Below are 19,374 nucleotides of genomic sequence, written 5' to 3'. Positions count from 1 at the left end.
ACGATAGGCTCAGTAGTATCCCCTGTCGCGCATCAGTCGGTCGGCCCTGTCCTGTGCCATGGACAGGGCCTTTTTGATGGAACGGCGACCGTCGAGCATGTCGAATAGCTCATGCCCGGCAATGCCGATCAAATCGGTTATTCCCGGTACCGGGGGACGTGGCCAGGCCTGGAGAACATCCTTGCGTGCCATCCCGTCCACCACATCGATAAGCGGTGACAAGGATGAAACCTCAGGGTCACGACTGACACTAAAGCGCGGTGTGACCAGGCTGCCGTTCATGATGTAGAGCTTCGACAGACCGGCAGACGTCAGCGTTTTCAGGGCGCTCCAGGCCGCTTCCTCACGTTCCTTGGACAGATTGGACGGGATGGCCAGCGCATAGCCGCCGATCGGGGTGATAGGAGCGCCATGATTGCCGACCGGATGGGGAAGGTAGCCGGTGTTGCCCCAAGCCGGCGACTGCTGGTTGAGCTCGAACAAGGGAGCCAGCAAGGTGTAATTGTAGGCCATGCAGGACTCGCCCGACGCATAGGACTTGGCGCGCTCATACCAGCTCATGTTGAGGATGTTCGGTGGCGAATACTTCAGTATATCCAGCATGTATTCACAGGCACGAAAGGCCGCATCCGACTGGAACATCGGCCGATACTCTTCCCCTGACACGTGCTGGAAGTCATAGCCGTTCCGCGTGCTTCGCAGGTTGATGATCGGCTGGCCATATTTCGCCATCAGGAAGGCAAACGTATGACCCAGCGGCGTACCCCGGGCAGCGTTCCAGGCGATGCCGTAGCGGCCCTTGCCAGGATCGTGCAGTCGCCTGGCAACCTTGATCAGTTCTTCGGTGGTCGTCGGGGGAGCCAGGTGTTCTCGTTCGAAGATATCCTTTCGATAGCACAGCAGCTCTGGCGTCGTCTGAACCGGAATGCCGTACTGCTTGCCGGCATACTGCGAGCTCTTGATGGCCATGGGGTGGAAATCGGACAGGTCATGGCCATCCCGCGCCAGCAGACTGTCTAGTGGAAGCAGCATGTCCTGGGACGCCAACTCCCCGAACCATGGCAGGTCACAGGCGATGACGTCGTATCGGGACTTCGCTAGGCGCGCATTGGCGAGTATCTCCGAGCGTAGCCCATCGATGGACTTCGCCTTGTTCTTGATATCCACCCCAAAGACCGCCTCCAGTTGTCGTTTGAGATTGTGCATGGCCATGAACGTCGGGTCGGCATGGACCAATACACGCAGCCCCCCTTTAAGCTCTAGGCGGTGCGAGAGCACGGCGGGCGGCGGTATGACAGCGGAGGTCTCGTCGAGCTTGCCCAACAATATTCGCCGGTCCTGGCCGGAGCCGGCATCCGCTCCAAAGGTTGCTCCCAGCAAGGACTTGATCCGAACGGCATAGGCTTCCCACTCGTCGATCAGTGCCGCAGAGGGATGGAGTGACACTGTCTTTCCCGACTTGGTCCGCGGGCGCGAGACGATCAGGCCTCGCTTGAGGATACTCTCGATGCCTCGTTTGGCGGTGCCGTAGGACAGGCCAGAGGCATCGGCCAGCGAGGTCGGCGTCGTCAGCCTGCCCATCAGATGGTTACGCATGATGTGAGTCATCATGCGCATCTCCCGATAGCCATGGTTGATGGAGAGTGACTGCTCCGTTTCCTCCTCGATCTGCTCGATAAAGTCGATGAATCGCGCAAGCTCCGTATTGGAGAGCTTTGACATGGGTGTCTGGGGCAGCGTGTCGTAGGGCCCCTCCGGATGCCCCGTGACCGAATCATCGATCATTCTCACCTCAAACATATCAATGGACTTGGTATCGAAAGTACCTCTCACCTTCCCTCTCGGCAATCACCCGGCACCATCGACGATCAGCCGAATGCCCAGCAGGATTAGCAGGGTGAGAATGATCCGGAAAAATAGCTCTCCGCTAAGGCGCTTCTGGATCACGAGCCCCAGTCGTACCCCCAGCCAGGCGACGGGAATCATCAGCAGCGCCAGCGTCAGATTCTCGACATTGAGAAAGCCGAGCAAGCTGTATGGCACCAGCTTGACGAGATTGGCAGCGGCCAGAAAGACCACGGCGGTGCCCAGAAACGCTTCCTTGGATAGCTTGGATTGCAGCAGATAGAAGTTCAGCGGCGGCCCCCCTGCATGGGCAATAAAGCTGGTGAACCCGGCGATTCCCCCGCAGAGGCCGCCAATCCAGGCGGGCATCACGCGGCCACGGAATGGCTTGAGCAATCCCCAGAGACCAAACAGGATCGAGAAAACGCCCAGCAGCACCTTGAGCAAGTCGTCATCGAAGAAACCGTATGTCAGATACCCGATGGCCACACCCAGAACCGCCGGCGGAAACACCAGCCACAGTAGCGAATCGACGCGATATCGCCACCAGGCCCTCAAGCTGAACACATCCATGACGATCAACAGCGGTAGCATGACGGCGATGGCAAAGGCCGGGCTTGCCTTCAGCGAAATCAAGGGCACGGCCACCACCCCGACGCCCCCGGCAAATCCTGACTTCGATATGCCGGTGATCAGCACCGCTACCACCATCAGGGCAATGAACTGCCAGTCATACGGCATGTGACGCCTCGCGCTTTTCAAACAGGAATAAAAAAGGGCCGTGCAAACACGGCCCAGACGATGAGGGCTTGCTTCGGCGATCAGATGAACTCGCCGTCTACCCGCTCGGTCAGAGGAGCTGGCAGACCTCGTCGAACGCGAACCGGTCCTGGCGCGGGAAGAGCGCCGAGGCATCGCCATACCCCAGGTTGCAAAGGAAGTTGCTCTTCACCTTGCCATCGGAGAAGAACTCTTCATCCACGGCCGCATTGTTGAACCCGGACATCGGCCCGGCATCCAGTCCCAGCGCGCGAGCGGCCAGGATGAAATAGCCGCCCTGAATGGAGCTGTTGCGAAAGGCCGTGGTGTTGATGAAATCGGTCTTGCCCTCGAACAGTGACTTGGCATCCTTGTTGTGGGAGAACATGCGCGGCAGATGCTCGTAGAATGTGGTGTCGTAACCCAGCAAGGCCACCACCGGCGCCTTCATGGTCTTTTCCTGGTTGCCTGGCATCAGGGCCGGCTTGAGTCTTTCCTTGGCTTCCTGGCTCCTCAGAAACAGTATCCGAAGAGGCTGGCAATTCATCGAGGTCGGGCCGAAGTGCATCACTTCATAAAGCTCGCGAAGCTTGTCGTCGCTCACGTCCTTGTCCAGCCAGACGTTATGGGTCCTGGCAGCGGTAAACAGGGTCTCGATAGCATTCTGGTCAATGGCGGTCATGTGGCATACCTCTGGTAAAACAGTGGGTTATTGTGTGTCGCACTCTCAGCTTGCCTTCAAGCCGAAATCATATGTCAAATGGCGGAAGGGAACGTCCATCGAGCGTCCATCCGGTGCCTTGCCTGGCGGGAACAACTCATACTCCGTAACCAGGGAATCCTTGACGCCGAAAACGGCATCAGAATTGAGATAGGGGTCATTTTCGGCGAACACCTGAGTGACCAGGGTCTCGAAGCCCTCTGCCATCAGCATGAAGTGCACATGGGCGGGCCGGTAGGGATGTCGACCGGTGACCTCCAGCATCTTGCCGACGGGGCCGTCCGTCGGGATGGGATAAGGAGAAGGCGTCACCGTCCAGAAGGCATATCGCCCCTGATCGTCGGTGCTGAACCGGGCCCGCAGCGAGGCACTCTCGAGCTCCTTCTGGACGTCATAGTAGCCTTCGCTGTCTGACTGCCATACGTCGATGACGACATTGGCCAGGGGCTCTCCATGCTCATCGTGGACCCGCCCCTCAACGAAAAAAGGCTCGCCTTCGACATTCCAGTCGATGGATTCGCCTTGGGCGATCTCGGGCGGATCAGCGACATAGAAAGGCCCTAGCACGGTGCTTTCCGACACCATCGGGTCCGAGGTCTGGTGGTTGATGGCATCGACCAGCATCGTCACCCCCAGGGTATCGGAGAGCAGAATGAACTCCTGGCGCTGGTCGTCGCACATCTGGCCAGTGCGGGTGAGGAAGTCGATAGCCTGGGTCCACTCCTTCTCAGTGGGCTCCACCTCACGCAGGAAGGCGTGCAGGTGCGTCACCAGGCTGTTCAGAATTGTCTTGAGTCGCTCATCCTGGCAGCCGGAGAACTCCTCGATCACCGCCTCGGTGATGTTGTCTGCGTTCAGGTTGCGCATGGCGCTAGCCCCTCCTTGCGTCAGCGGCGGGCTCGATGGCCGGTAGTCCAGCGAGGCGCTCGGTATGATGCACCGTGGCAATATAGTCGTCTTCGCCATACCCCGTGCCGATCAAGGAGGTATAAGCCTCGCGCATCTGTGCGGCGAGAGGCACCGGTACGCCGGCGACATGAGCACAGCCGAGGATCAGGTCGAGATCCTTGGCCATCTGGGCGGCCGAAAAGGTCGAGGTGAAGTCTCGCTGACTCAGCGGCGGCACCTTGTACTGCACCATCGGCGAGCCCACCGCGCTGTCGGCAACCAGTTCGAGCATATCGTCCCAGCCGATATTGCCCTTGCGCGCCAGGGTCAGGGACTCGCCCAACATCCCGGCGCTGACCGCGATCATCAGATTGATCGCCAGCTTGGCATAGCGGCCCTGCTCCTCTTCACCGAGCCAGTACTGGGCCTTGGTGAAGCTCTGCATCACCGCAACGGCATCATCCAGCGCCTCGCGGGGGCCAGAGACCATGGCCGACAGGGTGCCGGCTTCGGCCGCCACCGGATTGCCCGACACCGGGCTGCGCAGATAGGCGATACCGCGTGCTTCGGCAGCCCGCGCCACTTGTGCGGACGCCTCGATACTCACGGTGCTGGTCTCGATCAGCGTGGTCCCCGGCGCCATCTTGCCGATCAGGTCTCCAGCCTCGAGGCAAAGCCCTAGCAAAGCCCGGTCATCGGGAATCGAGACCAGCACGAGGGAACAGCCGTCGATGGCACTGGCCAGGTCAGCATGCGGGGTGATGCCGGCCTGCTCGGCCAGCGCCATACGCTCGGCGCTGAGGTCGAAGCCATGAACCTCATGTCCTGCGGCAGCGATACGGGCCGCCATGGGCAGGCCGAGCTTGCCCAGGCCCACCCAGGCCACCTTGTGTATGGTTGTCATTTGGCTGTCTCCTCGTGTTGTTGCCGCGCCTGCAGCTCGGCATAGATGCGATGACCGGACGCCTCGAGTTCACGCAGACCGTCCTCGACATCGGCCACCAACCGGCCGTGTCGCTTGTGAAACTCCCCCGCCACCATGACGCTATCGACATTGGCGAGGCTCGCCTGCATGACGACGCTCGACACCGGGTCGCTGACCGGCTGCATGTTGAGCAGGTTGCTGTCCAGCAGCACGATGTCGGCTTGCTTGCCGGGGGTGAGACTGCCGATGCGGTCATCGAGGCCCAGCGCCCGCGCACCGTGGAGGGTGATCCATTCCAATGCCTCACGGGTGCGCACGGTAGAAGTGGCGGGAATGCTGCCCTGCTCTCGGCGCGAGGCGTCGTTGTCCAGCGAGCGCTGCATGCCCAGGGCCGCACGGGCCACGGCGAACATATCGCCCGAAATCACCGACTCGAGGTCCACCCCCAGCGACACGACGCCGCCATGGCGGCGAACATGGCCGGTGATCGGGAAGCCGTGTCCCTGGGTCATCTCGTTCTCGGGGGCGATCGAGAAGGTCACGCCCTGCTCGCAGAAGCGCGCGAGCTGGCCATCATCCAGGCTTTGGCCGTGCACGATGTTGATGTCAGGGCCCAGCAGCCCACGCTCCTCGATGACGTCCCAGCCACCGGGGCTCACGGCCTCGCCACCGCCCTGATGCATGGAGGCCACCAGGCCGAACTCCTTGGCGAGTTCGAAGTCGTGCAGCGAAACATCCAGGGTCGAGTAATGCGGCCCAAGGATGGCAAGGCCCAGGGTCACCCGCCCCTCCGGGTCCCCTAGTGGCCCAGCCAGCAGCCGCTCCACCTCACTGCGGGGATGAGGAATCTCGCTGAAATGCGGCTGGCCGGGTTTGGGGTCCGGCTTGGGCGAGCCGTGAAAGAAGACGGCGCGGATGCCCGACTCCTGCAACCCTCTGACGGCGGCATCGGTATGCTCGGGCGTGGGGTTGTTGTGACACCAGTCACCCAGCGTGGTGGCCCCGCAGTTGAGCTGGTTCAGCGCACCCAACCGCGTTGCGACATGGATGTCCTCGGGGGTGAACAGCGTCGCCAGGCCGCGATGCACATGGCCGAAATATTCGAGCAGCGTCCAGTTGGCGGCGACGCCGCGCAGGGCCGTCTGCCAGGTATGCATATGGGCATTGACCAGCCCCGGAATCAGGATGCCGCCGCGACAGTCGACGACCTCGGCATCCTCGGCGGAAAGATCGTGTCCCACGGCTAAAATGCGGTCGTTTTCCACCAGGACCTGGCCCGAGGTCAGATCCCCGATGGCCGGATCAAGGGTCAGCACGGTGGCATTGGTCAGCAATATCTTCATGCGTCGGTAGCCTCCAGGGTGTCGGGGCGACGACCGGCATAGGCATCATCCAGCAGTCGATTGATGCCATTGGCCTCGATCTCGCGGGGATTCCAGTAGGGATTGGCGGTGGCAATCTCCGTGGCACGGTCGATGTCAACCGCCTCCAGGCCAATGTCCCGCAGGGCAAGGGGTGCCCCCACGGACCGCGCCAGATCATAGAGCCCCGCGGCGGCATCTGCCGTGCCCAGCGCCCGGGCGATGCGCGCCATTGCTTCTGGGGCGGCTGCGGCGTTATAGGCCACGGCATGCGGCAGCACGATGGTGTGCGTTTCAGCATGAGGCAGGTCAAAGGAGCCGCCCAGGGTGTGGCAGAGCTTGTGATGCAGCGACATCCCCACCGAGCCAAGACAGGTGCCGCACAGCCAGGCGCCATAGAGCGCATCGGAGCGTGCCTCGGCGTCGTCGGGGGTACCGGCAATCGTCGGCAGGCTGCGCGCCAGGGCCGCGATGCCCTCCTCTGCCATCATCGAGACGATCGGGTTGCGATCCTTGGCATAGAGGGCTTCCACGGCATGGGCGATGGCATTGATCCCGCTGGTGCCCGACATGCCGATGGGTAGCCCGAGCGTCAGATCGACGTCGTAGATGACCGTTTCGGGCAGCACCTTCAAGGTCCGTTGGGTGGTCTTGAGGCCATCCTTCGTCTCGCCGAGGATCGGCGTCATCTCGGAGCCGGCGTAAGTGGTGGGAATGACGATCTGGGGCAGATCGGTGCGCAGGGCAATCGCCTTGCCGAGCCCGATGGTGGAACCACCGCCGATCGCCACGACGCCATCGGCACCAAACGAGGCAAGCTCACGCATTGCTTCCTCGGTGGTCTCCACCGGCGTGTGCATGCGGGCCCCGGCGAAGACGCCTGCCCCCAGCTGACCGAGCTGTTCCAGCACCTGGCGTGCCTGGCCTTCCTGCTCGGGCGTGGAAAGCACCAGCACCCGATGGCAACCCAGCGCCTTGACCTCTTCCGCCACCCCGGCCAGGGTGCCCTGGCCGAAGATGACCCGAGAAGGTAGGCCATTGTAGATAAACGGCATCATGATGTTGTCCTTGTTGATGGGATGAGCCACGGATCGGGCATCAGGCAGCTGGCTGATCGTCCGGCTTGCCGGCACTGGTCACGTACTGCCCGGTGATGGCCTGCACCAGCGCATCCTCGGAAACGGCATCGCCGTCGAATTCGGCGGTCACCTTGCCGTCGTACATGGCGATGATGCGATTGCTGACGCCCAGCACCTCGGGCATCTCCGAGGAGATCACCAGCACCGCATAGCCGGTTCTGGCCAGTTCCTTGATCAGGGCATGGATTTCCGACTTGGAACCCACGTCGATGCCGCGGGTCGGCTCATCGAGGATCAACAGCTTAGGTTGGGTATGTAGCCACTTGCCGATGACGATCTTCTGCTGGTTGCCGCCGCTGAGGTTGCCCACCTTCTGCCGCCAGCCGGGCGTCTTGATTTTCATCGCCTGCTGATACTTGTCGTAGACCGTCTTCTCGGCAGCGGGCCTCATGAACCCGTTCTTGGAGACGGTCTCGAGGCCCGCCAGGGTCATGTTGTCGCGACAGTTCATCCCCAGTATCAGCCCCTGATCCTTGCGGTCCTCCGGCACTAGCGCGATTCCCTGGGCGACCGCCTCATGGGAAGAGCGCAGTTGAGCGACCTGACCATCGAGCAGAATCTCGCCCCCTGAGGGCTTGCGCAGGCCGAAGATGGTTTCCGCCACCTCCGAGCGCCCCGCCCCAACCAAGCCGTACATGCCGACGATCTCGCCCTTACGGACACTGAAACTGACGTCGCGGAACATCCCATCGACGGTGAGGCCTCGCAGCTCGAGCATGTTGTCGCCGAAGTCCTTCGGCTTGCTGGCATGGTCAAACTCGAGGCTACGGCCGATCATCAGCTTGGTGACTTCATCCTCGTTGGTGTCGGCGGTGTTCACCGTGCCGTTGTACTCGCCGTCCCGCAGCACGGATATGCGCTGCGAGAGGTGAAATATCTCGTCCATGCGATGGGAGATGTAGACGATGCCGACGCCCTGCTCACGCAAGGTGTTGATGATGTCGTAGAGCACGGGCTTTTCATGGTCGGTAAGCGATGCCGTCGGCTCATCGAAGACCACCACTTTGGGGGTAAACACCAGCGCCCGTGCGATTTCGACCATCTGCTTCTTGGCGATAGAAAGATCGCTTACCATGTCCTTCGAGCTGAAAGAGCACTTCAGCCGATCGAGAATTTCAGTACTCTCCCGGTGCAGTCTCTTCCAATCGACCAAGTTGCCCCACTTCTTGGGCAGGCTTCCCAGGAAGATGTTTTCGGCCACCGACATTTCCGGCACCAACGACTGCTCCTGGTGAATCAAGACGATGCCGCTCTTCTTGGCGCGCTTGGGGTTATCGAAAACCTTCTCTTTGCCCTCGAGCAGGATCTGACCGCCATTGGGTTTGTGCTTGCCGGCCAGCACTTTCATCAGCGTGGATTTACCGGCACCGTTCTCGCCGAGCAGGGCATGAACCTCACCTGCCCGAACATCGAAGCTGACCATGTTGAGCGCGATCACCCCCGGGAATTTCTTGGTGATGTTCACCAGCGAGAGGATGGGCGCTTCTGCTTTCCCAGGCGCATCTGAAGCCTGTGTCACCGTTGCAGCGCTCATGCTTGCACCCCCTTGAAAGACTTGAGGTTGATCTGCTGATCGATGATCAGCACCGCAATCAGGATCACCCCGAGGATGACCAACACATAGAAAGCCGGCACTTGCATCATGTTCATGCCGTTGCGCAAGACGCCGATGGCCAGCACGCCCCCCAGAGTGCCCATGATGCTGCCGTAGCCGCCGGTCAGCTTGGTGCCGCCAAGCACGACAGCCGTGATGGTCCAGAGCTCGTAGTCACGGCCAAGGTTGGGTGTTGAGGCGCCCATCTGCGTGGCCAGCAGGACACCGGCCAGGGCCGCGAAGAAGCCGACGATCATGAAGTTGATCATCATGTTGCGCCCGATGCGGATGCCGGCATCCATGGCCGCCTCGGGATTGCCGCCCACGGCAAAGGTGTTGCGGCCATGGCCTGTCTTCTTGAGTACCAGGTGCATCGCCAGGGTGCAGAGAAGGAAGATGATGGCCAGCACGGGAATGGGGCCAATGGTGCTGGCACCGAAGTCGGAGAAGGCGAAGTTGCTGGCGTAAAAGGACTGCTCCTCGGTGTAGACGAAGATCAGGCCGCGCACCCCGATCATCGCGCCCAGGGTGACGATGAAGGCATTGACGCCGGTCTTCCAAACGAGCAGGCCATTCAGCGCGCCCAGCGCCACGCCGGTGGCAATGGCGGCCAGCACCGCAACGGTGATGCCATAGTCCTGCAGGCCCACCGAAAGCGAGGCCGCCAAGCCCAGAGTGGCCCCCACCGAGAGGTCGATGTTGCCGTTGATCATCACGTAGGTCATGCCCAGCGCGATCAGCCCGATGGTGGAGGTCTGGACGAGGATGTTCGTCAGGTTGCCCACCGACAGGAAGTAGTCGGACATGATGCTGAAGAAGATGGTGATAGCGACGACGAAGACCCAAATCGGCTGGATGAAGGCACTGCCGCTCATGAAACGCTTTATATCAATCATGATATTCACCCTGTCAGGAGTGGCGGGTCAGCAGACGCTTGCGCTTATTGGCAAGATCCAGCCATACCGCGAGGATGATGATGACCCAGGTCACTAGCCACTGGGTGTAATAGGGGTAGCCCATCAGGAGTAGGCCGTTCTGGATGAAGCCAAGGATCAACACACCGATGACCGTCTTCCAGATACTGCCGGCGCCACCCAACAAGCTGGTGCCGCCAAGGATGATCCCGGCCAGCACGAGCAACTCATACCCCTGCCCGACGTTGTTCTGGGAGCCCATTACACGTGCCCCCAGCACCAGAGCGGCGCAGGCCACACAAAAAGCCGAGATCATGTAGGTGCTGAACACGCACCAGTTCTTGCGAATACCGGAATAGACCGCCGCAACGGGATTGCCACCGATAGCGAAGATGCGGCGGCCATAGCCGGTAAACGACATGACGACTTGGACGATGATGGCAAGCAGGGAAAAGATGATGATCGGAACGGCAATGCCCAGCAGATACCCCTGCCCGAACACCCCGAACCATGTGTCGCTCTGATTGGCGATATCGACGTTTTGGCCGCCGCTGTAGATCAGCACGAGGCCCTGAATAGCCGAGAGCATCGCCAGCGTCACGATGAGCGAATTGAGGCGCATGAACCCGACCAACAGGCCGTTCAAGGCACCGAGCATCAGGGTCAGGGCGAACATCACCAGAATGGCGCCGACCGGGCCGATCTTGTCGTGGAGATCCACCACCAGGACGGTGGAGAACGACAGCATGGACCCTACCGAAAGGTCCAGATTGCCGCCGATAATCACCACCGTGACGCCCACCGCGATGATACCGATGATCGATGCCTGCCGGACTACCGTCATGATGTTTGACTGGGAAAGAAACTGTTCGGACGTTAACGAGAACGCAAACATGCAAATCAAGAAGAATACAAGAATTCCCTGAGCCGATAAGAAGTTCAGGAGACCTGCCTTGTGTTTCTTGCTGAGCATGAAGCCTTGCTTGGTATGTTCTGCAGAAGCCATGTCACTCACCTATATGGGCGCAACCTTTTTCCAAAGGTCACCGGTTGTCCGTTCAGTGGGCTGACTTTCCAAGTACTGCTTCATTCCCGGAGAAAGAACAGAACACTGCAGAGACATCCCTCAAACCAACGGACTTTCTTTGGCGAAGCGCAGCGGCGCATGAGGCTTGACTCTCATGCACCTCGGCGGAAGCCTTTAGAACACCGGCTTGTCGAACTCGGCCAGATTGTCGGCCGTGATTTTGGGAGTCTCGAAGAAGTTCATCTTCGGAACGTCTTTTCCTGCCAGGACATCAAGTGCCGTCTGAAGCGCCGCTTCGGCATCGTCTACCGGGGACTGATAAATCGAGCCGTAGTACTCGCCACGCTCGATGGCTTCGTATCCCACCGCGAAGTTGGTGGCACCGATGAAAACGATATCCCCTGCTCTGCCGGCACTCTTGGCTGCATTGAGTGCACCAACTCCCATGTTATCGTCACCGGCATAGACACCATCGATGACGTCATACTTGGTGAGGAAGTTCTCCATGACCCGCTGAGCTTTTTCGCGGTTCCAGTCTGCGGGCTGGGTCTCCAGAATTTCGACGCCGGGACAGGCCTCTGCCAGTCGATCCTCGAAACCTTGTGAACGCTCCATGGCAGTGGTGTAGCCGGGTTGCCCGGCAATCTGAACGATCTGCCCTTCGCCATCCAGGGCTTCACACATCATCTCGGCGGAGGAAGCGCCCTGTTGGACGTTATCCGGCCCAGAGAAGGCGGCGATGTATTCAAGGCCAGCATCGGCGATCTTGGAGTTGGTCACCACCACCGGGATGCCCGCGTTGTAGGCTTGCCTAATGGCCGGTATAACTGCCTGACCGTTGGTCGGCCAGATGATAATGGCGTCGACTTGCTGCTGGATCAGGTTACGAACCTGACCGATCTGGCGAGCCACATCGCCACCGGCATCAAGGACGACAACATCGACATTGTCATTTGCCGCAGCGGCTTCCTCGAATGCCTTTTCGTAGGTGGTCTGATAACTATCCACACCGACGTTGTTTTGTGTAATACCAATTCTTACTTCATCTTGTGCGTAGACAGCTCCTGAAACTAATGTAGCTACCATTACGCTTAGAACTTTCTTTTTAAACATGACAATAACCTTTTATTTTATTAATAATTAAATTCAGGGCTGGCGACCCAACTGTCAGCGACATCTTAGCCGTCACTTTTGCATGCGGGCAACGCGACCAGTATGGAGAAATATCCAATCTGGACTTTTTCGAAACAGCTCCAGAATGAAACCGTAAGATACTGACAAAAAAGGATTATCATCAACAAGGCTTCAGCAGAACACATATGCTATAGACTATAGTATATAAACAATAAGTATCACGACGGCTGCGAATATACTGCGCTTTGATGATCAAAATAACGAGGGAAATAAAATAACTCGCACCCGACTCAACGTCTCAACTGATAGTCATTAAGGCGGGGCGACGGCAAGACCCGTTGCGTGATCTCACCGTCAGGCTTGGCGTATTCTTGGATAGCGCCGCATCGAGCCATGCCCAGCATGCTGCCGATAAAGCGTCTCGCGCTAGCAACAGCATACCGGCACCCACTGGCTGCCTAGCCTGGCCCACCGCTTTCTAGTCGCGCCATGTGGGCCTGGCTCGGTCAGGATACCTATCGTTCGCTATCGGAGACTTGCATCGACTTTCCCGAGGTAAAGCGCCGGTGCAGGAGGTTGTAGGCCAAAGCGCCCACTATCACTCCCCAGAAGGCCGACCCTAAGCCCAGGAAGCTCATGCCGGACGCCGTGGCGATGAAAGTGATCACCGAGGCCTCAAGGTGATCCTTTCGGGAGGCAAAGGCTTGGATGTTGCTGGAGATGGCCCCGATCAGCGCCAGCCCCGCCAGCACTGCGATGAACTCGCCGGGCAACGAGGTGAACAGCGCCACGATGGTCCCGGCAAAGGTGCCACCGATCAGGTAAAAAACCCCGTTGGCGACCCCAGCCACATAGCGCTTGTCCGGGTCTTCGTGGGCCTCTTTGCTGGTGCAAATGGCCGCGGTGATAGCCGCAGTCGCGGTAGTGATACCGCCAAAGAAAGCAGTGACAAAGGAAACCAGGCTGGTCACCGTGACGATGGGCTTGGCCGGCGTGTTATAGCCAGCGCTGCGAATGATCGTCATGCCTGGCAGAAACTGCCCGGTCATGCTGACCAGCACTAGCGGCATGGCGAGGCTAAGGATGGCATTCCAGCTCCATTCCGGAGCGATGAACTGCGGGTCGGCCAGGCTCAGCGTCACCCCATCGAGGCTGGCGTCTTCGAGCACCACCGCGAGGATGACGCCGACCACCAACAGCAGTACCAGGCTGTAGCGCGGGCTCAACCGCTTGAAGACCAGATAGGCCAGGATCATGCCGATGGCCAGGGCCGGCACCGACTCCAACGACACGAAAACCCCGACACCGAACTGGAACAGGATGCCCGCCATCATGGCGCTGGCGATGCCTGGCGGGATCCGCCGAATGATGCGATCGAAAGAGCCGGTCACACCGATCACGAAGATCACCGCTGCCGCCACCAGATAGCCCCCCACCGCCTCGCCTAGCGAAAGGTCGGGAAACAGGGTGACCAGCAAGGCCGTGCCAGGCGCCGACCAGGCGGTGACCACAGGGACCTTGAGCAACAGGCTGAGCAGAATGCCCGAGACCGCAGCGCCAATGGAAATCGCCCAGACCCATGATGTGATCATGGCGTTTGAGACCTCGGCGCTCTGGGCGGCCTGAAAGAAGATCATCAGTGGCCCGGAGTAAGACACCAGCACGGCGACAAAACCGGCGGTAATCGCAGATATCGACCAATCCTTGAATATCACAGTCATCCTCGGCACGAGTAGCGATGCACCTTCGCGCAGCGCAGAGCTGAAAACGCCCGCGCTGCCAAGGCAATCGCGGGCCACAAAGAGAAAGCGCCATGACAGTGCCGACGTCAACACGCCGGCACTATCGGTCAGCCTGCTTTCTTGGCTGAGAACCGCTTGCGAAGGGCCGCGCGTTCCAGCGAGAAGTCAAAGTCCTGGAACTCTACCAGCATAGAGATGAGCGCCCCCAGGATCAGCGCCCAGAACGAAGCGCCGATACCGAAGATCTGCAGGCCCGACACGGCGATCAGGAAGGAGAACATCGCCCCGACTTCATGTTTACCGGAGAAGGTAATGTGCATCGCCGAGCTGATCACTCTCAAAAGCGCCAAGCCGGCAATGATCGCAATGAAATAGCTCGGCATCGCCTCGATCAGGCTAAACACAAAACCATAAAAAGGAGCGGCAATCACGAAAATAACACCAACGATTACTGCCGCCACCCAGCGCTTGTCATGGGCACCTGCTTCAGGGGAAGAGCAGATACCGGTCATCGGCGCGGCGATGCAGGTGCTATGGAGATTGAAAAAGGCAGACACCATGGTGCCAATGCCACCAACGAAGGTGATGGCGTTGGCCGGCACCTCCTTGAAGCCCATGCCTTTGACCAACCCCACTCCGGCAGGCGTCTCCATGCCCACCAGGATCAGCGCCAGCGGCAGCCCATAGGCCAGAAAGGCATCCATGGAGAAGGCCGGCGCGATGAACTCGGGCATGCGGAACGAAAACTCCACGCTTGAAAAGTCGGCACCGGAGAAGCCCATATAGATCACGCCCACCGCCAGCGTCACTACCAGCGGAGGAACTCGGCGCAGGAATCGCGCCGAGAAGAAAAAGGCCAGGATCATCACCATCGCCGGTATCAAGGCATTCTGCAGCGGCATCACCATGTTGGTGCCGAACTTGAGCAGCACCCCAGCCACCATCCCCATGACGATGGGCATGGGGATGAGCCGCATCACCAGGCTCATCCAGCCAGCCAAGGCGACTACCACCGAAATGGCGCCCGCCATCAGCGTCGCCCCCAGGGCCTCATTGAGCCCAACCATGGGAATGATGGCGGCGAACAGCAGGGCCCCGGGAATGGAGTTGGCCATCGGCAGAGGCAGCCTATAGTAGGCCGGGAGCAGCAAGCCGAACAGGCCGTTGATGAAGAGGTAGCTGATTACCCATAGCAGGGTGAAATCCTTGGGTAGCCCGGCGGCGGTACCAGCACTGATATGGATGATGCCAGCGCTGAGGCCAAAAATACCGGCAACCACGCCGGCGCTCAGGTTGTCGGCATTCAAGTCGCGCAGGAAGTCCCGCGGCGCCGACGCTAGGCCGACGCCTCTCTCGAGATGTTTCATGGTGTGCTCCAGGGAATTATTGTCGTTGTCGTTTTTGGTAGCTTCGGCAGACCTCGAATGCGTAGAGGTCCAGGGCTCAGCCCTGATCGCCGCCGCCGACCGGCAGTACGCTGCCGGTGATATAGCTCGCCTCGTCCGAGGCCAAGAACAGAATCGGGGCGGCCATCTCGTCGAGCGTGCCGTAGCGTTTCATCAGGCAGCTCTGCTTGGTCTGGTCGATATGCGCCTGAAACCAGGCCCGTTCCGTCTCGTTACTGGGCTCCGGGGTACCCCGGGAAATCTTGCGCGGCGGCGCCTCGGTCCCTCCGATGCCGGCGGCCGCCACACGAATACCGTGCTCGGCGTACTCGAAGGCCAGAGACTCGGTCAGTGCATTGACGCCTCCCTTCGCCGCCGAATAGGGAATTCGATGGATACCCCGGGCCGCCACTGACGAGACGTTGACGATCACGCCGCCACCCTGCTCGACCAGGAGCGGCAACACGGCTCGGCAGCACCACAGTGTCGGCATCAGCGAGCGCTGGACTTCGGCGGCGATCTCGCTTTCGCTGAATTCGGTGAACGGCTTGAAGTTGATGGCCCCACCTACGTTGTTGATCAGGATGTCGATACGACCGAAATGCTCGGCTGTCTTGGCCATGACGTCAGAGGCCCCGGCCCAGGTCTCCAGGTCGGCCAACACACTGATCGCCTCCACGCCCTGAGCTCGCAGATCGTCCACGACCTCTTCCACCAATTCCGAACGATCCACCAAGGCCAGGCGTGCTCCCTCCGCGCCGGCCCGCTCGGCCACTCGCCGCCCGATCCCCTGGGCGGCGCCGGTGATCACCATGACCTTGTCCTGGAAACGTAAGTTCTGAAGACGTGAGCCCTGAGAGCCTAAGCCGTCGATGCGTTGCGCGCTCATGCCACTTCTCCCGGTGCCTGATTAGGCGTGAACTTCTCGTAGTGGAAGCTCTGCGGCACGATGCCCTCCTTGTCAAAGTGCTTGAGCACGGCATCAACCATCGGCGGTGGCCCGCACAGGTAGACGTCGATATCGCCGTCGTGCAGCACCTCAGCGTCCATGTGATGGGTGACATAGCCCTTGCGCGGATGCGTGCTTGCCTCGTCCACCACCACAGTGGAGTAGGTAAACGTCGGTAGCCTCTCGGCGAACGCGTCCAGCGCATCGACCTTGACCAGGTGATCATCCTTGTTGACGCCGTAGATCAGGTGCATCGGCTGGTCGCTGCCCTTCTCCACCAGCTGCTCGAGCATCGAGAGGAAGGGTGCGAGGCCCGTGCCGCCAGCCAGCATCAGCACAGGACGAGTAATCTCGCGCAGATAGAAGCTGCCCAGTGGCCCAGTGAGAGAGAGACGGTCGCCGACCTTGGCTTGCTGGGTCAGGTAGCCGCTCATCAGACCATTGGGAATGTTGCGGATTAGGAAGGTGGCGCGCGCCTCACCTGGCTTCGAGCTGAAGGAGTAAGAGCGGTGCTGACCGCTGCCCGGCACATCGATATGGATGTACTGGCCCGGCAGAAAGGCCAGTTCGCCGCCCTCGTCCAGGTCGACCGCCAGCTCGATGCTGCCCTCGGACAGTTGCTCGGCCGCCGCCAGGGTGCCTTGGATCTTGCCCACCTGGGTCTTGCATAGCGTAGAGGCCACCGGCACCTGTATGACGCAGTCCGACGATGGCACCATCTGGCAGGTCAGCACCTGGCCTTCGGCGGCCTCCTCGTCGGAGAGCGCGTCATCGAGATACTCGTCGCCCAAATCGAACTTGCCCTGCTCGCAGTGACCCTTGCAGGTACCACAGACGCCGTCGGAGCAGTCCATCGGCAGGTTGACCTTCTGGCGATAGGCCGCATCGAGGACCGTTTCCCCCTCCTTGCAGCCGATGAAACGCGTGACGCCGTCCTCGAAGTTGAGTGCAATGTTGTAGCTCATGGTCGAATCTCCTCCCGCACCGGGTCAGCGTGACCCGATCAGACGTGATAAACGTCGATGACCTGATGGATGTAGTCGTTGTTGAGTTGCACGACTTTTCTGGTGATCAGCGGCGTCTCCCCCGACACATCCAAGGTGTAGAAGGCGCAGCCGAAGTAGCTGTCGGTCTTCTTGTAGCGGTGGCTCAGGGTGTGCCAGTTGAAGCGCAACTCCACTGTGTCGCCTTGCTCCTTGAGCACCTCGAGATTGGTGACTTGATGGGTTGTGCGGGGCTCGGGAGTGCTCGCCCCGCTGCGCTCGGTCTTGATCCGATAGACCCGGTCCTCCAAGCCCTCACGGTTCGGGTAATAGATAAGTGAGATCTCGGCGTGCGGGTCCCGGGTCAACTGATCGTCGTCATCCCAGGCCGGCATCCAGAACTCGGCGTCATGGTGATAGCACTCGAGCCAGGCGTCCCACTGGCGGTCGTCGAGCAGGCGCGCTTCCCGGTATAGGAACGCCTGGATGTCGTGGTAGCTGATGCTCATGTCTGTTCTCCCCTTCTCTATTCGTGCAGACCTTAGGCGTTCTGGGCGGCGGGCGCTGTCGGAATAAACCGGCTGCGTTCCTTGTCGATAGCGCGCAGCATCTCCTCGACCCAGTGCTGGTGATGCAGCACATAGAGGCCCTCGTCTTCCGGGGAGGCCCCGCTGAGCAGCGGCTTCATATCGATGGCTTGGGCGTTCTCATCGGCCCCGGAGATCCATTGCTTGGCACCGCGAGAAAGATCGCTCCACTCGGCCAGTGATCCGTTATAGCCGTCCTGGCAGGCGCGGAACTCCTCGAGGTCATCCGGCGTGCCCATGCCCGAGACGTTGAAGAAGTCTTCGTACTGGCGAATGCGGACCCGGCGGCTCTCCGCGGGCTCGCCCTTGGGCGCGAAGCAGTAAATGGTGACCTCGGTCTTGTCCACGGAAAGCGGACGCAGCACCCGGATCTGGGTGGAGAACTGATCCATCAGGTAAACGTTGGGGTAGAGACAGAGATTGCGGGTCTGATTGACGATGGAGTCGGCCCGGGCCTCACCCAGCTCAGCCGCGATCTCATCCTTGCGATTGAAGACCGGTCGTACCTCGGGGTTGATGAGCCGGGTCCACAGCATCATGTGGCCGTTTTCATAGGAGTAGAAGCCGCCCTTGCTCTTCGACCAACCGTCGGCGTCCACGGCCTTGGTGCCGCCGGCATCGTAGTTGCGACGCTCCATGGTCGAAGCATAGTTCCAGTGCACCGAACTCACGTGGTAACCGTCGGCACCGTTCTCGGCCTGCAGCTTCCAATTGCCGTTGTAGGTGTACGACGAGGTTCCGCGCAGAATCTCGAGGCCTTCCGGCGCCTGGTCGACGATATTATCGATCACCTTGCGGGTTTCCCCGAGATAGTCCTCCAGCGGCATCACATCGTCACTCAGGCTGCCGAACAGGAAGCCCTTGTAGTTCTCGAAACGCTGCAGGTGCTTGAGGTCATGCGAGCCCTCCTGCTTGAACCCCTCCGGATAAGCGCCGTTCTTCTCGTTCTTGGCCTTGAGCAGCTTGCCGTCGTTCTTGAAGGTCCAGCCATGGAACGGGCAGGTGAAGGTGCCCTTGTTGCCCCGCTTTCGCCGGCAAAGAGTGGCGCCACGGTGAGCACACGCATTGATCAGGCCATGCAGCTCACCGGCCTTGTCGCGGGTGATCACCACCGGCTGGCGGCCCATGGTCACGGTGAAGTAGTCACCCGGCTCGGCAATCTGGCTCTCATGGGCCAAGAACAACCAATTACCCTCGAAGATGTGCTTCATCTCCAGGTCGAAGAAGGTCAGGTCGGTGAACATGCTGCGGTGGCAGCGAAAGACGCCGTTGTCAGCGTCGTCGACGACGGCGCCGCGGACGCGTTGCTCGAGAAGATCAAGCTGGGTAGTCATGACGGTGATCCTTGCTTGGCGATCATATTATTGACGTTATTGGGGCGCAGGGGCCCGGCCGTGCTCCCGGCAGAGCCGGCAACACGG

At 60.2% G+C, this 19,374-nt stretch carries 17 protein-coding genes; all 17 read right to left on the bottom strand.

What is annotated here, in order from left to right; genetic code table 11:
- Positions 1-9: 9 nt before the first annotated feature.
- Positions 10-1,785, bottom strand: coding sequence for an ABC transporter substrate-binding protein (locus tag BLR71_RS05270; protein ID WP_245696352.1), 1,776 nt, complete (start codon positions 1,783-1,785; stop codon positions 10-12).
- A 63-nt stretch (positions 1,786-1,848) separates the two neighbouring features.
- Entirely contained in the window at positions 1,849-2,586 is a 738-nt protein-coding gene (locus BLR71_RS05265) for a sulfite exporter TauE/SafE family protein (RefSeq protein ID WP_092523828.1), read from the bottom strand.
- Positions 2,587-2,695: 109 nt separating this feature from the next.
- Positions 2,696-3,286, bottom strand: a complete 591-nt coding sequence (locus tag BLR71_RS05260) for a malonic semialdehyde reductase (protein WP_092523826.1) — start codon at positions 3,284-3,286, stop codon at positions 2,696-2,698.
- Positions 3,287-3,331: 45 nt separating this feature from the next.
- Positions 3,332-4,192: an intradiol ring-cleavage dioxygenase gene (locus BLR71_RS05255; protein WP_092523824.1), complete on the bottom strand. Its 861-nt coding sequence runs from the start codon at positions 4,190-4,192 to the stop codon at positions 3,332-3,334.
- A 4-nt stretch (positions 4,193-4,196) separates the two neighbouring features.
- Positions 4,197-5,117: an NAD(P)-dependent oxidoreductase gene (locus BLR71_RS05250; protein ID WP_092523822.1), complete on the bottom strand. Its 921-nt coding sequence runs from the start codon at positions 5,115-5,117 to the stop codon at positions 4,197-4,199.
- Positions 5,114-6,481, bottom strand: coding sequence for an amidohydrolase family protein (locus tag BLR71_RS05245; protein ID WP_092523820.1), 1,368 nt, complete (start codon positions 6,479-6,481; stop codon positions 5,114-5,116). The genes BLR71_RS05250 and BLR71_RS05245 overlap by 4 nt, the downstream gene beginning before the upstream one ends.
- Complete coding sequence (locus BLR71_RS05240; RefSeq protein WP_092523818.1) at positions 6,478-7,557, bottom strand: maleylacetate reductase; 1,080 nt, start codon at positions 7,555-7,557, stop codon at positions 6,478-6,480. The genes BLR71_RS05245 and BLR71_RS05240 overlap by 4 nt, the downstream gene beginning before the upstream one ends.
- Before the next feature lie 40 nt (positions 7,558-7,597).
- Positions 7,598-9,172 carry a sugar ABC transporter ATP-binding protein gene (locus tag BLR71_RS05235; protein ID WP_092523816.1) on the bottom strand — a complete coding sequence of 525 codons (1,575 nt, stop codon included), beginning with the start codon at positions 9,170-9,172 and terminating at the stop codon, positions 7,598-7,600.
- Positions 9,169-10,128, bottom strand: coding sequence for an ABC transporter permease (locus tag BLR71_RS05230; RefSeq protein ID WP_092523813.1), 960 nt, complete (start codon positions 10,126-10,128; stop codon positions 9,169-9,171). The genes BLR71_RS05235 and BLR71_RS05230 overlap by 4 nt, the downstream gene beginning before the upstream one ends.
- A gap of 13 nt (positions 10,129-10,141) precedes the next feature.
- Positions 10,142-10,990, bottom strand: a complete 849-nt coding sequence (locus BLR71_RS05225; protein ID WP_245696351.1) for an ABC transporter permease — start codon at positions 10,988-10,990, stop codon at positions 10,142-10,144.
- A gap of 357 nt (positions 10,991-11,347) precedes the next feature.
- Positions 11,348-12,286, bottom strand: a complete 939-nt coding sequence (locus BLR71_RS05220) for a sugar ABC transporter substrate-binding protein (RefSeq protein ID WP_092523811.1) — start codon at positions 12,284-12,286, stop codon at positions 11,348-11,350.
- Positions 12,287-12,822: 536 nt separating this feature from the next.
- Positions 12,823-14,028 (bottom strand): benzoate/H(+) symporter BenE family transporter, encoded by a 1,206-nt coding sequence (locus BLR71_RS05215; protein WP_092523809.1) that lies wholly within the window; start codon positions 14,026-14,028, stop codon positions 12,823-12,825.
- A 128-nt stretch (positions 14,029-14,156) separates the two neighbouring features.
- Positions 14,157-15,416: a benzoate/H(+) symporter BenE family transporter gene (locus BLR71_RS05210; RefSeq protein WP_092523807.1), complete on the bottom strand. Its 1,260-nt coding sequence runs from the start codon at positions 15,414-15,416 to the stop codon at positions 14,157-14,159.
- Positions 15,417-15,492: 76 nt separating this feature from the next.
- Positions 15,493-16,323, bottom strand: a complete 831-nt coding sequence (gene benD / locus BLR71_RS05205) for a benzoate diol dehydrogenase BenD (RefSeq protein ID WP_092523805.1) — start codon at positions 16,321-16,323, stop codon at positions 15,493-15,495.
- The gene (benC, locus tag BLR71_RS05200) at positions 16,320-17,348 is read right to left on the bottom strand and encodes a benzoate 1,2-dioxygenase electron transfer component BenC (RefSeq protein ID WP_092523803.1); all 1,029 of its coding nucleotides are present in this window, start codon (positions 17,346-17,348) and stop codon (positions 16,320-16,322) included. Before benC ends, benD begins: the two co-directional genes overlap by 4 nt.
- A 38-nt stretch (positions 17,349-17,386) precedes the next feature.
- Complete coding sequence (benB, locus tag BLR71_RS05195; protein WP_092523801.1) at positions 17,387-17,875, bottom strand: benzoate 1,2-dioxygenase small subunit; 489 nt, start codon at positions 17,873-17,875, stop codon at positions 17,387-17,389.
- Positions 17,876-17,907: 32 nt separating this feature from the next.
- Complete coding sequence (locus BLR71_RS05190) at positions 17,908-19,287, bottom strand: Rieske 2Fe-2S domain-containing protein (RefSeq protein ID WP_092523798.1); 1,380 nt, start codon at positions 19,285-19,287, stop codon at positions 17,908-17,910.
- Positions 19,288-19,374 lie beyond the last annotated feature (87 nt).

The sequence above is a fragment of the Onishia taeanensis genome, assembly GCF_900100755.1.
Taxonomy (GTDB): Bacteria; Pseudomonadota; Gammaproteobacteria; order Pseudomonadales; family Halomonadaceae; genus Onishia; species Onishia taeanensis.
Note: the sequence above shows the minus strand (reverse complement) of the source record. Positions and strands in the feature narration are given on the sequence as shown.

Coding starts and splice junctions, on each gene's coding strand:
- BLR71_RS05270 (WP_245696352.1), bottom strand. CDS start 1,785: ATGATCGATGATTCGGTCACGGGGCATCCGGAGGGGCCCTACGACACG.
- BLR71_RS05265 (WP_092523828.1), bottom strand. CDS start 2,586: ATGCCGTATGACTGGCAGTTCATTGCCCTGATGGTGGTAGCGGTGCTG.
- BLR71_RS05260 (WP_092523826.1), bottom strand. CDS start 3,286: ATGACCGCCATTGACCAGAATGCTATCGAGACCCTGTTTACCGCTGCC.
- BLR71_RS05255 (WP_092523824.1), bottom strand. CDS start 4,192: ATGCGCAACCTGAACGCAGACAACATCACCGAGGCGGTGATCGAGGAG.
- BLR71_RS05250 (WP_092523822.1), bottom strand. CDS start 5,117: ATGACAACCATACACAAGGTGGCCTGGGTGGGCCTGGGCAAGCTCGGC.
- BLR71_RS05245 (WP_092523820.1), bottom strand. CDS start 6,481: ATGAAGATATTGCTGACCAATGCCACCGTGCTGACCCTTGATCCGGCC.
- BLR71_RS05240 (WP_092523818.1), bottom strand. CDS start 7,557: ATGATGCCGTTTATCTACAATGGCCTACCTTCTCGGGTCATCTTCGGC.
- BLR71_RS05235 (WP_092523816.1), bottom strand. CDS start 9,172: ATGAGCGCTGCAACGGTGACACAGGCTTCAGATGCGCCTGGGAAAGCA.
- BLR71_RS05230 (WP_092523813.1), bottom strand. CDS start 10,128: ATGATTGATATAAAGCGTTTCATGAGCGGCAGTGCCTTCATCCAGCCG.
- BLR71_RS05225 (WP_245696351.1), bottom strand. CDS start 10,990: ATGACGGTAGTCCGGCAGGCATCGATCATCGGTATCATCGCGGTGGGC.
- BLR71_RS05220 (WP_092523811.1), bottom strand. CDS start 12,286: ATGTTTAAAAAGAAAGTTCTAAGCGTAATGGTAGCTACATTAGTTTCA.
- BLR71_RS05215 (WP_092523809.1), bottom strand. CDS start 14,028: ATGACTGTGATATTCAAGGATTGGTCGATATCTGCGATTACCGCCGGT.
- BLR71_RS05210 (WP_092523807.1), bottom strand. CDS start 15,416: ATGAAACATCTCGAGAGAGGCGTCGGCCTAGCGTCGGCGCCGCGGGAC.
- benD (WP_092523805.1), bottom strand. CDS start 16,323: ATGAGCGCGCAACGCATCGACGGCTTAGGCTCTCAGGGCTCACGTCTT.
- benC (WP_092523803.1), bottom strand. CDS start 17,348: ATGAGCTACAACATTGCACTCAACTTCGAGGACGGCGTCACGCGTTTC.
- benB (WP_092523801.1), bottom strand. CDS start 17,875: ATGAGCATCAGCTACCACGACATCCAGGCGTTCCTATACCGGGAAGCG.
- BLR71_RS05190 (WP_092523798.1), bottom strand. CDS start 19,287: ATGACTACCCAGCTTGATCTTCTCGAGCAACGCGTCCGCGGCGCCGTC.